Annotated in this window: 14 protein-coding genes; all 14 read right to left on the reverse strand. The window is 53.1% G+C overall.

The annotated features are described in order from the left end of the window. Nucleotides 1–31: 31 nt before the first annotated feature. Entirely contained in the window at nucleotides 32–3,322 is a 3,291-nt protein-coding gene (locus SK35_RS14680) for a phage tail tape measure protein (protein ID WP_044700552.1), read from the reverse strand. Between the two features lie 247 nt (nucleotides 3,323–3,569). Further along, on the reverse strand, nucleotides 3,570–3,932 hold the full coding sequence (locus tag SK35_RS14685) for a phage tail protein (RefSeq protein ID WP_044700554.1): 363 nt from the start codon (nucleotides 3,930–3,932) through the stop codon (nucleotides 3,570–3,572). A 62-nt stretch (nucleotides 3,933–3,994) separates the two neighbouring features. Beyond that, the gene (locus SK35_RS14690; protein WP_044700555.1) at nucleotides 3,995–4,477 is read right to left on the reverse strand and encodes a major tail shaft subunit; all 483 of its coding nucleotides are present in this window, start codon (nucleotides 4,475–4,477) and stop codon (nucleotides 3,995–3,997) included. Nucleotides 4,478–4,510: 33 nt separating this feature from the next. Continuing rightward, nucleotides 4,511–4,912: an HK97-gp10 family putative phage morphogenesis protein gene (locus SK35_RS14695; protein ID WP_044700558.1), complete on the reverse strand. Its 402-nt coding sequence runs from the start codon at nucleotides 4,910–4,912 to the stop codon at nucleotides 4,511–4,513. Continuing rightward, nucleotides 4,909–5,298: a hypothetical protein gene (locus tag SK35_RS14700; RefSeq protein ID WP_046670528.1), complete on the reverse strand. Its 390-nt coding sequence runs from the start codon at nucleotides 5,296–5,298 to the stop codon at nucleotides 4,909–4,911. Before SK35_RS14700 ends, SK35_RS14695 begins: the two co-directional genes overlap by 4 nt. Beyond that, a complete protein-coding gene (locus SK35_RS14705) occupies nucleotides 5,267–5,617 on the reverse strand; it encodes a phage head closure protein (RefSeq protein WP_044700562.1) in 351 nt (116 codons plus the stop codon). The genes SK35_RS14700 and SK35_RS14705 overlap by 32 nt, the downstream gene beginning before the upstream one ends. Then, entirely contained in the window at nucleotides 5,614–5,931 is a 318-nt protein-coding gene (locus tag SK35_RS14710; RefSeq protein WP_003832371.1) for a head-tail connector protein, read from the reverse strand. The genes SK35_RS14705 and SK35_RS14710 overlap by 4 nt, the downstream gene beginning before the upstream one ends. Further along, entirely contained in the window at nucleotides 5,912–6,289 is a 378-nt protein-coding gene (locus tag SK35_RS14715) for a hypothetical protein (RefSeq protein ID WP_044700565.1), read from the reverse strand. Before SK35_RS14715 ends, SK35_RS14710 begins: the two co-directional genes overlap by 20 nt. Before the next feature lie 97 nt (nucleotides 6,290–6,386). Next, nucleotides 6,387–7,673: a phage major capsid protein gene (locus SK35_RS14720; RefSeq protein ID WP_048214398.1), complete on the reverse strand. Its 1,287-nt coding sequence runs from the start codon at nucleotides 7,671–7,673 to the stop codon at nucleotides 6,387–6,389. A gap of 72 nt (nucleotides 7,674–7,745) precedes the next feature. Then, nucleotides 7,746–8,666, reverse strand: coding sequence for a S49 family peptidase (locus SK35_RS14725; RefSeq protein WP_044700569.1), 921 nt, complete (start codon nucleotides 8,664–8,666; stop codon nucleotides 7,746–7,748). Nucleotides 8,667–8,702: 36 nt separating this feature from the next. Continuing rightward, the gene (locus SK35_RS14730; RefSeq protein ID WP_044700572.1) at nucleotides 8,703–9,962 is read right to left on the reverse strand and encodes a phage portal protein; all 1,260 of its coding nucleotides are present in this window, start codon (nucleotides 9,960–9,962) and stop codon (nucleotides 8,703–8,705) included. Then, a complete protein-coding gene (locus SK35_RS14735) occupies nucleotides 9,962–10,141 on the reverse strand; it encodes a hypothetical protein (RefSeq protein WP_003832363.1) in 180 nt (59 codons plus the stop codon). The genes SK35_RS14730 and SK35_RS14735 overlap by 1 nt, the downstream gene beginning before the upstream one ends. After that, on the reverse strand, nucleotides 10,135–11,862 hold the full coding sequence (locus tag SK35_RS14740; protein ID WP_016150031.1) for a terminase large subunit: 1,728 nt from the start codon (nucleotides 11,860–11,862) through the stop codon (nucleotides 10,135–10,137). Before SK35_RS14740 ends, SK35_RS14735 begins: the two co-directional genes overlap by 7 nt. Beyond that, a complete protein-coding gene (locus tag SK35_RS14745; protein ID WP_003832359.1) occupies nucleotides 11,859–12,356 on the reverse strand; it encodes a phage terminase small subunit P27 family in 498 nt (165 codons plus the stop codon). The genes SK35_RS14740 and SK35_RS14745 overlap by 4 nt, the downstream gene beginning before the upstream one ends. Between the last annotated feature and the right edge of the window lie 222 nt (nucleotides 12,357–12,578).

Raw genomic sequence — 12,578 nt, forward strand, 5'->3', positions numbered from 1 at the left:
CCTCCCTGGGTGCCCAATGAAAGGTTTTCACTTATCCTCCCGCCAGCATGCCACCATCACGTCCCTGAGTTCTCAGGATACTCATGACACGCGTATCGATCATTTTGACCAGCATCTGCGATGCCTGCGGCCCTATCTGCCCGTTTTGCCCGTCATTCTGAATGGCAATGTGATACACAGGTGAATAAGCAATCCCCCCATTCATACCACCACCAGAGGAACCCGGGTCACCCAGCGCCCTGACACCCAGCTTACCGTCAGTCGTTTTCGCCAGAGGCATAATGGCTTCCGGACCAGCCTCACCAAACACGCCAGCCCCCTTTGCAAAAGCAAACAGGGTCGGGCTGTCATAGATGCCGTTGCTGTAGGCACTTAATGAAGGTGAGTCATAAACACCGCCCTTCGCATTAAAACTAAAACTGCTGATGGCCGTGCCGGTGCTCGCGGTGGCTGCGCCGCCAAAAAGACTGCCGCCGATACCCATAATGGATTTCAGGATGGTGTTGGTAATCAGCGCCTGCGCTGCCATATCGACAAGGTTTTTAATCACCGACTGTGTCAGGGAGGAAAATAACCCAATCATCCCGTCCCGGAGTGTCTGTGTACCATTCAGCATGCCGGTCAGCATGTTGGAGGTTCGCTCCTGGGTGGTTTCCATCAGGCCAATGGCGAGGCTGTTCAGGTTTCCCTGCGACTTATAAAGCTCCACCGCCGTCTGGTACTGCGCATCAGCGGAATCTTTATCCGCCTTTTGCTTCAACAGTTCGTACTGCTCTTTGTTGATCGCATCGTTCTGGTAAAACGCCTGCAGCAGTGACTGACGCTCGGCCAGTTGATTGCGCAGTTCTGCCAGCGGATCAACCGTCCCGGCGATATCAATCAGAGGGGCAGACATTGCCGCTGCCTGTGCCTGTAACAGTTCGCGGGCCGTACTTTGTGCCAGCGTGATTCTGGCCGTCTGGTATTCCTTTTCATCCAGAATACGGGCATTCAGGAGCGACTTCAGCTCCTGGCTCGCTTCACGCTCTTTCGTAAGAGTTGCTCTGGCTGGCGCATACTGTTCTGCCAGTTCGAGGCGCTGTTTCTGATAGTTTTCAGCATTCAGCAGCAAAGTCTTCTGAATATCAGCCTCGCTGGCTCCGTCAGCGCGGGCGGCTTCAAGAAGTTTTCTGGCGCTTTCCTGCTCCTGCAGGTTGATACGTCCGAGACTGGAGGCATGCGCCGCTTCGATTTCACGCCGCAGTTGCTCATACTGGTTAACCTTCGACTTTTGCCCCTTACCAGTATCCCCGCCTTCCCCGGTCCAGGGGGTATCAGGTTTATCACTCCCTGTTTCATTCCCTGGTTTATCCGGCTTCGGTGTGGGATCGGTTTTCCCTGATTTAGCGTGTTCTATGGCCTCTTTGACAATTTTTTGCCGTTCTTTGAGGAGTTTTAACCCCTGCTCAACGGCATCCAGATCCCCTTTGTAGCGGGTTTTATCGTTCTGTACGCCTTTAAGTTGTCCGAACGGATCGAAGCCACTCAATCCATCAATACGGCTTTCCGCATCCTGAATTTCTTTAATCAGTTTATTTCGCTGAATAACCTGATTCTCAAACTGTTCATCAATGTCCAGCTGCTTCACGTTGAGCTGGTTAAGCGACAGTTTTTTTAGCTCTTCATTCGTTTCAACAACAGCATTTTTCAGGTCAATCGCTGACTGACGGGCATTCTTCGCCTGATTATGGAAATAGAGCAACGCCGAACCGGCAAGCATCGCCGCCCCCACTGGACCGCCCACCAGTGCCAGCGCCCCTCTGGCCATACCTACTGCTGCAGAGGCCGCGCGGGCTGAAATTGAAAGCTGTTTATTGGCAGCATTCAGCTGGCTCTTTGCCTGGGTGGAAAGCAGTGTCTGCTCGGTTTCCTGGCGGATTAAGCGGTTAAACTCGCTCTGGTAACTCACGTTAAGGCCAAATTGTCTGGCGCTTTTCTCCATTTCCCGATAACGCCCGAATTCTGCGTTATTCTGTGCCAGCGTAGCGGCGGTACTTTCCAGCGTTTTTCGCGCCATATCGGCCTGCGCCATCGCGCTGGCCCTGACTGCCTGCTGCTGCTCAACCCAGGCACCGATGTTCCCCCTGATACCTGCCGTCAGTTTTGTCGCCAGAACAGGAATCAGTGTATACAGCGCAACGTTGGCGACCGTATTAAAATTATCCGTCAGGCCATTAATGGCATCGGTAACGGTCTGAACACCACTGCGCAGCGGGCCGTTTCCGCTCTGTCCTACCTTAATAATCAGACCTTCAAAAGCCGAAGTCAGGCTGAGAAGATCGCCGTTCAGGTTATTTACCCTGATTTCGGCCTGCTCATGCGCGGTCTGCGTACCGGTCAGGGCGGCGGTCAGCGACTCCACCTTCTCGCGGTTCTGCACCAGGATGGATGCTGCGCTGAGGTTTTCCACCCCGAACAGCTTTACGGCCTGTTTTGTTGACAGGTTTTTTCCCGCCAGATTCTCCAGCGCCTGGCTCAGCCCGACAACAGAAGGCTTCAGGGTCTTATCCGTTCCTTTCTCCAGATTCAGGATCACGTTGCGCAGTGCGGTCCCGGCTTCGCCGCCTTTCACTTCGCGCTCCGCCAGTACCTGTATGGCGGCATTGAGGGTTTCAAAACCAACGCCAGCCTGTGCCGCTGCCACCCCGCCATTTTTAATCGCGGCAGCAGTATCGGCTATCTCCGACGAGCCAAATTTCGCGCCAGCAGCCAGCACGTTGATATACCGGTCGGCTTCACTGGCTCCCGCCCCAAACTGGTTTAATGACAGGGCCAGCGTTCGGGTGGCATCCGGAAGCGTGGTCCCAGCGGCCTGGGCCAGCGTTAACGCGCTTTTGGTCGCCGCCGTCAGCCCCGCAGAGGTGCTCAGCAGTTCAGGCTTTGCCGAAGCCATCAGCTTAATCGCCTCAGCGGCCTGTGATGCGCTGTATTCCGTTGTGCGGCCCATTTCCTGCGCCGCCTGATCGTACAGTTTCATCTGCGCACTGGTGGCACCGGTGATAGCCTGCAAATCCGACAACGACTGGCTGTACTGCCGCGTGGTGCTGATAATGGTACCCAGCGATAAACCCGCCCCGGCAAAACCTGCCAGCCTGCCTGCCAGCCCCGATACCGAAGCAGAAACACGCTTATAGGCATCCTCCGTCTTTTTCGCATCAGCCTGGGCATTGCGGTTAAACTGGCGTGACTGACTCTCAGCGCTGCCGTAGGCGCTCATCAGCTGCGATTTAAAGTTCGCTGCATTCAGATGCAGCCCAACGGCAAGAGAGGCAACGTCACCCATTACATTAATACCTTCATGACTGCCGCACACTGCGCATCCAGACTCTGGTTCGCTGCTGCGGGTGATTTAACAGGGGGCGGGTTATTGTCAGAACCTTCTGGCGAAGGCTTTTTGAAAATGCCCTGTTTGAGGAAGAAAGCACGCCAGTGAAAAAGCGTGTCAGCCGGAAGCGCCGCAATTTTTGACGGGTCAGGCTCGCCCCAGCGGTCGGCCAGCCAGAAAATTAGCTCCAGCCAGGGCGAGTCACTCAGTTTTTTTCGGCGGTTTCCAGCTTACCGATGCCGTGCTTTTTCACTTTGTCGATGGCATCCAGAAGCGCAACGTTATCGTGTGCCGCCAGCAGCTCCTTCGCCGTGGGTTTGTCTTTGGCTTTAATCGGGGAGCCGTCAGGCTGAACCAGACTGTCGATAACAATCTGTACGCTCAGCTCTGACGCCATGCGGGCGTTGCCAGAGGTCTGTGCCTCGATGAGCGCATCTTCATGATCAATAAGCTCAGCCGCCGTCAGCCGGCGAAGGTAAACCTTTGTACCGAAGATTTCGGTTTTAATTGGAGAGGGTTTTGCGCTGAGCAGGGCCTTTTTCAGTTCGGAGAGGCTAAATTCAGACATGATGTATCCTGTTTTTCAAACGAAAAAAAAACGCCCGGAGGCGGTGTGTAACGGGAAACGGATTACGCGCCGGCATCTGGCGCCGGGGCGGCAATTCCCCATTTAATGTTGTTTTGCTTACCCTGCACCGTAATCTGGATAACTTCACTGGCAGGCGCTGTGATTTCGTTCATCTGCCAGCCTGAAAGCGCAAGGATCATTGAAGCCGTTCGTTTGTTCGGCAACTCAACATAAAACTGAACGGTCTTACGCTGTTCTGCAGCATTGAGGAACGCGGTGAAATCTTCGTTTTCCGGGTCGTCAATGAATCCCAGCGATTTCTCCGGCCCTTCCGGCAGGTCTGACACCGACTGCTTACTCTTGTCCAGCAGGGTGGTACAGTCGACAAATCCTCCCGTCTGACCTGTCGCGCCCAGCGCCTTACAGTTAATCAGAGGTTTCAGCGCCGCCACTGCGGCCCCTACTTCGCCAAACTTCACCACCGTCCCGGCAGGAAGCATTGCATACTCAGGGGATGATTTTGGCGTGTTATTTTCATCAGCCATAATGATTCTCTCTTAAATAGTGGGCAGCGGTTGCTACCTGTTCTGAATGCCATTGCGGATTTCTACGGTCAGAATGCGCAGAATCTGCTGGACGTTGTAATCCAGTGCCGGACGGATGAACGGATTGGCAACCTGTTTCACCGTACCGAACTCCTGGGCCAGCGCTTTCATGTAATGCTTTTTGCTGGGGCCAACCCGAAGGATGACCACCGTATTTCCGCTACCTTTCCGGGTGGATGAACGAATTTTGATGGAATCACGCATATGCTCTGCAGAGGACGCATCGTCGAAGCCGGCATGTTGTTTCATGTCTTCTTCAACCACTTTCAGCGCCTCACGCCCTGCATCACGTAACACCTTCATGCCGACCTTTTCACCGAGCGCAGTAAGCTGCCGCTCCAGCTCGTCCAGCCCTTTTACGTCCATAGTGATCATGGTGAGGCGTCCCGGTAGTGAAAGGTGAAATCCCGCACGAGCCGGTACTGAATATTGCCGCTGGTCAGTACCGTTTTACTCTGCTGTATTCCACCCCGGACCACATTCTGCACGGGAAAACCCTCCAGATGGCCATGCACGATAGCGGTCCATTCCGCGCTGATTTTCTTATCCAGCTGTAACAGGCGGGTGTAGTCATTAAGCAGATGAATCGCTATCTGGAAGCGCCCCGCAATCAGGCCTGTGCGCAACAGTCCGGCGTACAGTTCCGGATCCGAGATACACTGGTAAGTAATCCCCTCCTGCAACTCATCAGGCAGGAGCAGAGGGTAAACATTCAGCCCGGTCAGGCGTTCAAGTGCTGTCTTTAATGCCAGCTCGATCATGACGTGCGTCTGCCTCCCCTGTGATGATGATGCGGTCCGCAAGACGTTCGACGTTACGAACGGTATAAATCCGGTCAGACGTTGTTATTTTCCAGTCGATATCAATATTCAGGTTCGGATGAGTGGTAAAAAGACACGTTTCAACAACCTGCAGTTGATCCAGTGTGCGGACCTTTCTGCCCGACACCAGTTCGCGCTTCGCCCAGGCTTTCCCGGTCGCGACCAGTTGTTCCGGCAGATGTTCACCCAGCGGCCCCCGGCCGGATTGCATATACCCAATCGAAAGACGGCAGGTCATCTCTTCCGGCTTCAGGCTCATACGGTGTTCTCCTGCAACGGGAAAAGAAGGTGCCGGACCGCAGCCGTCTCCAGCCACTGACCGGTGAAACCATTCAGATACGCATCCCCGACCAGATACTGCATGGCCAGCTGGATATCTTCATCCGCCACAAAACCGCGTACCCCTTCCGGCAGCGCCTGCAGTTCGTCATCGCTTCCCACCAGTTTGCAGTAGTAGTCACGCTCAATACTCTTTTGCGCAGCCGCCACCATTTTAGTGAGCATGTCGTCATGCTCCGTGAAATCCGGCTCCAGACGGAGCTGGGTTTTCACATCATCCAATGTCAGTATCATGGTCATCGGCTCCCTTGCGGGGACTCAGCGCCTTTTCCGCATCTTCTGGCCATACCGCAATATGGCGTTCAACCAGTTTCTCTGCATACTCAGCATCAAAACAGGCCGTATCACCGCGTGAATAACGATGATAGGGTCCCAGGAAAAAAACCGCTTTCCGCGCCACTTCTGCTCCCGTCAGGCCCGTGGCCCCGTTTGTTTCACTTCCGGTCAGATCAACACCTGTATCACCTGAACCCGCTGCAGTATTCTGACCGCCATCCCCGTCCACTGTATTTTCCGGCGTCAGTTCATCCGGCTTTTTCACATCACCGGCTGCAGCCGCCGCTGCCGCTGCTTTTGCCGCTTTCGTCGTCATCGTTTTGCTCCTGAAAAGAAAAAACCCGCTGCTGCGGGCCTGGGGAATTACGTGCTTTTACGCTTTGCGACCGTGGTCGCACAGAGTGCAGGACCGGTTAAAACAGCACTTTTGTCCCGAGAACAAGACCTTCCGGATGACGGAAGCCGATATCGTGCTCCGTCACCACGCGGATCAACGACTGGTTACGGGAGAACGCGGAAACCAGATTGCCATCCCCGTCCTGGTAGGAGGCTTCCTGCGAGAACGACACCTTCATGTTGCCGTCTTCACCGATAACCACATCATTAAAGTCAGCGAAGTAAATTTCCGACTCTTTGCCTGCGTCACCGAGGTTTGCCGGGATAGCGCTGGTACGCTGAATCTGAAATCCCTTCAGGATCCCCTGGGCCATTTCCGGGTAGACCTTGTTACCGTTACCGTCGCGCAGACCGAACAGTTTCATGTAGGTACGGTTCGACATACCCCAGCCGCAGCTGATCATGTTGCTGTTGCCGTCCATAGCCATCAGGATGATGCTGTCGAGATAGGTATCAATCGTCTGCAGATTAACCTCTGCAGCAGCTTCCCACGGCAGCAGGCGGTTCCACTCAGTTGCCCGCGCTTTCATACCGACAGGCGTATCACCGGTACCGTCATCGCGCATAAAGGCTTTATCTTCACGAACAGAAATCGCGGTCAGAATATCCTGCAGGACCAGCTGCTCCACGTTGTAGCCAGCACGACCAATCAACTGGTTGGAGATTGGCACCATCGCAATCATGGTTTTCGCAGTGAGTTTCACATCATCAAAGCGGGCTTCTGATACTTTCGCATCCTTGCCTTCCCCGGTGTAGCTCGCCGTCGCACCACCGGCCAGACGCGGCAGCGCCATATTGCCGTTCGGCAGCGGAATTGAGCGCGCGCCCAGCTTACGAACGATAGTGCGATCGCGCAGCAGCTCGATCACCTCGCTGTGGAGGTTTTGTGGAATAAGAACGCCACCTGACGCGGCGGCAGTATTGATGGCCATCGAGACAGACTGGTCATTCAGTTCTTCAGCTGCAAATTTTGCAGCGCCCTGGACGTTACCCTGTGCTGCCGCAATCGACATCACCAGACGGGTCATGCCTGCGCCGGTATATTGCTTTGGCTCTGCCTTAATGCTGATACCAGGAGCCTGCTGTGTGGCTTTAACCGGTTTGGCGACAAGCGCTGCAGCATGTTCAGCCGCTTCCAGACGCTCAATCTTGGCGCTGATATCCGTGAACTGCTGCTGCAGGCTGGCAAATTCGGTTAACTGCTCCGCTGTCAGCGTACCGCCACCAGTTTCTACTGCCGCCAGTACCTGAACCTTCTGATTAATACCCGCACGTTCACGACGCAATTCTTCAATCTGTGGCATAGTTTTCTCTCTTTTTTGCATAAAAAAAGCAGCCAACAGGCTGCTTTCTGGTAATGACGCGTTAGCGCCGGGTCACATTCTGGTTTGCAGGTCCATCGCGGCGGCCTGCAACTTTATGGAAGTGGTTCGTTGAGGTTGTTTGTACTTTGCTGCAATGGCATTAATCGCAGACTGAGGATCCGAAACTTCATCGGCAAGACCAGCAGAAATGGAATCAGCGCCGAAATAGATTCCGGCCTGCGTGTTAATCACCGTCTGAGGGGCAAGATTCCGGTATTCCGCTACAGAGGTAATAAACGTCTCGTACATATCGTCAATCATCCTCTGGAACATTCCCCGAGCGTCTTCACTCAGTGGCTCATGTTGTGTACCGTTATTTTTGTTATCTCCCCGAAAAATCGTGGTGAATGTTAACCCCATTTGCTCTTCCATCCTGGAAGTATCCAGGTGTTCCATAATCACTCCAATCGAGCCGACTCCACTGGTCTGGCTGACTACAATTTTGCTGCAGGCCGAAGCGATAAAGTAAGCCGCAGAATAGGCGCTGTAGTTCACAATTGCAGTAATAGGCTTAGTTTGACGTGACTGGAAAATATAATCGGCCAGTTCCTTGCATCCAACCGCCGCACCACCACCAGAATTTATATCCAGCACAATTTCACTGATGGAAGGGTCATTTAATGCAGCATGCACCTGGCTACGTATGCGCTCATAGCTGGTAAGTTCAGAACACATTGCAGTAATTTGCCCACGACGCGGAACCAGAATGCCGTGAACAGGAATAACTGCCATTCCACCAGCTGGTTGAACCAAATCTGGCGCCTGATTGTTATCAGGCTCCTGCGTCATGTGAATTCCAGCCTCTTCTGATAATCCCTGAATACGGGGAACCAGCACAGCTTTTACAGAATCCATTGTCTGTCGTGTCACGTAATGTGGTACACCAAAGACCATAGCCGCCAGATGCGGCAGATTAATTAAATTTTTTGTCATGATGTTTACCGGGTCAGCCCGCACTGCGGGTGATATTCAGTTTCTGGACAGAATAGAGTTGATTTCTGCCAGTTGTTTAGTTGTTGGCGTGTTATTGCCAGGTAAGATTTGTTTACTGTCGACCATATTCAGAGGCGTCAGGTATTTGTCCCCTCCGGCGATGGGTGGAAGGTTCTCCATGCGGCGAATATCATTAACCGATAACCACCCCCACTGGCGGCCTAATGCATAAGATTCATAACGCGACTTCTGATCCCCGCGCAACAGGCCAGAGACATTGAATTCTATGTACAGATCACTGCGCTCGCTGGGTAAAAGCAGATCGCGCATTAATGCGCCTTCATGACGCTTCAGCCAGGCCAACAGCGTGTACATCACAAACTGCAGCCCCTGGTGCTCAATGTTGTTATTCGTGGCTTTCGCCAGCATCTGCACCATATGAGGCGGGATTTTATAGAGTCGGCACACTTCCTCCACGCCCCACTGACGGGACTGCAACAGCTGCGCTTTCTCATTGTCCTGAGATAACTGCTTGTAGCTCATCCCTTCCTGAAGCAATGCAACAGAGAAGGCGTTTCTGACACCGGAATATCTGTCCGTCCACTTTGCCAGCAGGCGGTCGATAGCATCCTGGCTTTTGATCGTCGGGGCGTCTTTTGGTCGCTCAATAACGCCGCTCATCGTACAGCCACGGCGAAAAACCTGAGAAGCGTGCTCTTCCACCGCCAGACTTAACCCAAGAACGTCTGCGTTCGTCTGGATTGGAGAGCTACCGATATAACCATCCAACGAGAAAACTTTCACATGATGCATCATGCGCATTGGCAACGTTTCGCCAATTTCGGGGAGTTCATAATAGGGCATCCCGTCAGGCCCTTTCAGGACGATGACTTTTTTGGGATTAACCGGGATTAATTCCCTCGGGAAACCTTTCCCGTCCCTGTCGATGATCGAGTAGCAATTCCCCTCCAGACCAAGCAGGCCCTGCTGCTGTTCAAAGTATTCAAATGAAGTGTCTTTTTTGTTGGGCTGGGAATGAATCAGATCATAAACAGGGTGGTCAGTCGCCCGTTCACGGCCTCCGTTAGCGCCTCGCCTGTAAAGTTCACACGGCAGCTGCGCCACCGATTCTGCCAGAAGCGTTACACATGCCCGGACCGCCGATAACGCCATTGCGGTTTCAGAAGTGATAATGATCCCCGCCTTACTCTGGCTGGAACTCACACCACCCAGCATCGCCTGCCAGAAACTACCACCAGACTGAGATTTACCCCGAAACATCAGGGGAATGAACATTATTCACCCCCTGATTTAATTACGCTGGCAGACATTGATTTCGCGATTAAAAATGACCACAGCAGGCAGATTGAACCGCCAGTAATAAGCCCGGCTGCAGGTGAAATAAGCCAGGCACCGGCAGACAGTAACGCGGCTCCGGCGAGGCCGATAAAAAAACTTAAAAATGTCATTAGCATGCTACATCTTCCTCGTCGTAAACGGATGAATTACTCGCCCGGCTATTCAACATTGCCCGTCCGATTGCCATAATCAGCGAAACCGCGCCATCGATTTTGTTTTCGTTCTGCTCTTTGATGGGTTTAACCACATCGTCATTACCGGGCAAATACTTCCCGACGACGTTGCTGATACACCAGCTCATAATCGGGTTCCCGTCGTGATGAAAGCGGCCTGACTCAATGGCGGCTTCCAGCTCCTTCGTCGGATCAGACATATTGGTGTAGTTCTGAACAATAGTGATCGGATTAAGGCTTTCATCAGCCAGATCATGTGAAAGCCCCGTCGCGCCGAAAGGGTCAATCGGTGACTCACTGACTGGGTTGAGCTTGTTTGCCGCCTTGGCCTCTTCAAGGATGTAGCGGTAATCAACTTCAGCGCCATCAGTAACTGTAAGCAGTCCCATTTCAACCCATTTCTGAAATCGCTCCGCAGTACGACGATCTTCGTTCTTTTCAACGCTGAATACTGCGTCGTAGGGAACCCAGAAGCGGGGAGCAACGCTGTAGTAATGTGTCTTGCCGTCAATTTCCCTGGTGAACAACCGCGCCATACTGTTCATATCCAGCTTGCGCGCCAGGTCGAAAGACAGAACACATGGCTGTCCTTCGAATTGCTCCAGCGTAAGTGTCTTATCCTCACAGTTCTGCCAGGAAACCAGGTTGTAGAAAGCGGCACGGGCTGCAACCCAGATGTTGAGGTGTTTAGTTTTAAATACACCAGCCTGACGGGCGTTATTAATAGCTCTCTGTTGCTGGCTGAGGAGAAAGTCACGATAGACCGACACGCCCATATTCGGGTTAGCTTTTTCCAGCACTTTAGGATCGGTCCAGTCATCCCCCTCGTCGACGGTGTATATCACGCCGAACAATTCCTCATTCGGTACTGTGCCGTTCAGCATCTCAATCACTTCACGCCGTTTGTCGTAGCATGGACCCTCAATGTTGTAACCCGCCGTCGTGATCGCCCACATTAGTGGTTGTCGCCGCGCCCCCATACCCGTCAGCATAGTGGTGTAGAGCGAATCTGTGGGATGTTCGTGATACTCGTCAACAATTGCACAGTGCGGTGAAGCGCCGTCCCCAGGGTTACCAATCAGCGGCTCAAAACGCGCGCCATCTTCTGGCCGGTTCAGGTTGGACGCATTAACTTCAATCCCGAACGCTTCCACCAGCAGCGGGGTGCGCTTACACATCAGACGAGCTGGTCTGAATACTTCCCACGCCTGTTTTTCAGTTGTGGCCCCGGAATATACTTCAGCGCCAAACTCGTTATCACAGGTAAAACAGTACAGCGCCACACCTGCCGAAATAGCTGATTTCCCATTTTTACGCGGTATCTCCGTGTAAACCTCGCGAAATCGTCGAAGCTTCGACCCTTTCTGGACCCAGCCAAAGGCGCAGCACACAATAAACAGTTGCCATGCCTCCAGAGTGATCGGCATCCGCTTGAATGCCCACTCTCCTTTTGTATGTGGCAACAACTGGATAAATTTCGCGGCCTTTTCTGCCATGTCTTTATCGAAGCGGTAACGAAATTTCTTACTCTTTTCAGCCGCCATGTCATCGATATGACGCTGGCAGGCCTGAATGACAAACTGGCACGCCGGAATTTTCCCCCGCACAACGTTGCGGGCGTATTGATTCGCGGCGTTTACGTTGGGGTACGATTTCCGGCTCATGAGTTGATCATCTTCAGGAATGGGTTAGAGGTTTTCTTCTGTCCGGCAAGGCCGATTAGGCGTTGTCGACTGCTGGGATCAAGGCCAAGCATGGAGCCGGTAGAGCTCATCTCCGATTCCTGCTCTTTCTTTGCGGTTAGCTCAGGGTTTTTTATCTTCCCCCCCATAGCACCAGTAATAGTCAGCCCTTCTCTGGCGATATTTTTAACCGCCCTGCGCCAGAACTCATATGCAACACACCAGCGCTCAAGTACGGCAAGATCGGTAACACACAGTAATCCCTGTCCACATAATTCTTTCGTGGTCAGTTCCCACATGACGGCCGCCATTGGCAGACCATCATCCTCAGAAAACCAGTCAGGTGGTGCCACACCTTTAATCGGTGTGAATACAGGTTCCTCTTTATTCAGGGCTCGTTTGCCGGGGTTCCCTGCCAGCTCCTTGCGCGCCGTTGGCTTGGGGCGACGCCCGGAACGCCCCGCCGTTCCAGCCATAAGCGACACTCCTGGTTAAATTTCATTTTTCGCGGGTATAAAAATGCGAGGAAGCGGGCAGTCCTGAAGTGCGAAAGGAGTCAGGGATTTGATCCCCCCTTCCCCAGACATCCGTCTGATTTAATCGAGATGAAAATCGTAATTCAGATTGCGGCGACTACAACTGCTCGCATTGTGCGAACAGGAATTCGAAAAATAGCCACTCAGCCCACAGTATATGTA

This window comes from Citrobacter sp. MGH105, from assembly GCF_001037485.2.
In the GTDB taxonomy this organism is placed as follows: domain Bacteria; phylum Pseudomonadota; class Gammaproteobacteria; order Enterobacterales; family Enterobacteriaceae; genus Citrobacter; species Citrobacter portucalensis.

Excerpts from the sequence above, each read along its gene's own strand:
- SK35_RS14705 (WP_044700562.1), bottom strand. The coding sequence starts at position 5,617 with ATGAGCCTGAAGCCGGAAGAGATGACCTGCCGTCTTTCGATTGGGTAT.
- SK35_RS14710 (WP_003832371.1), bottom strand. The coding sequence starts at position 5,931 with ATGATACTGACATTGGATGATGTGAAAACCCAGCTCCGTCTGGAGCCG.
- SK35_RS14700 (WP_046670528.1), bottom strand. The coding sequence starts at position 5,298 with ATGATCGAGCTGGCATTAAAGACAGCACTTGAACGCCTGACCGGGCTG.
- SK35_RS14730 (WP_044700572.1), bottom strand. The coding sequence starts at position 9,962 with ATGTTCATTCCCCTGATGTTTCGGGGTAAATCTCAGTCTGGTGGTAGT.
- SK35_RS14690 (WP_044700555.1), bottom strand. The coding sequence starts at position 4,477 with ATGGCTGATGAAAATAACACGCCAAAATCATCCCCTGAGTATGCAATG.
- SK35_RS14720 (WP_048214398.1), bottom strand. The coding sequence starts at position 7,673 with ATGCCACAGATTGAAGAATTGCGTCGTGAACGTGCGGGTATTAATCAG.
- SK35_RS14695 (WP_044700558.1), bottom strand. The coding sequence starts at position 4,912 with ATGATCACTATGGACGTAAAAGGGCTGGACGAGCTGGAGCGGCAGCTT.
- SK35_RS14685 (WP_044700554.1), bottom strand. The coding sequence starts at position 3,932 with ATGTCTGAATTTAGCCTCTCCGAACTGAAAAAGGCCCTGCTCAGCGCA.
- SK35_RS14680 (WP_044700552.1), bottom strand. The coding sequence starts at position 3,322 with ATGGGTGACGTTGCCTCTCTTGCCGTTGGGCTGCATCTGAATGCAGCG.
- SK35_RS14740 (WP_016150031.1), bottom strand. The coding sequence starts at position 11,862 with ATGAGCCGGAAATCGTACCCCAACGTAAACGCCGCGAATCAATACGCC.
- SK35_RS14745 (WP_003832359.1), bottom strand. The coding sequence starts at position 12,356 with ATGGCTGGAACGGCGGGGCGTTCCGGGCGTCGCCCCAAGCCAACGGCG.
- SK35_RS14725 (WP_044700569.1), bottom strand. The coding sequence starts at position 8,666 with ATGACAAAAAATTTAATTAATCTGCCGCATCTGGCGGCTATGGTCTTT.
- SK35_RS14715 (WP_044700565.1), bottom strand. The coding sequence starts at position 6,289 with ATGACGACGAAAGCGGCAAAAGCAGCGGCAGCGGCGGCTGCAGCCGGT.
- SK35_RS14735 (WP_003832363.1), bottom strand. The coding sequence starts at position 10,141 with ATGCTAATGACATTTTTAAGTTTTTTTATCGGCCTCGCCGGAGCCGCG.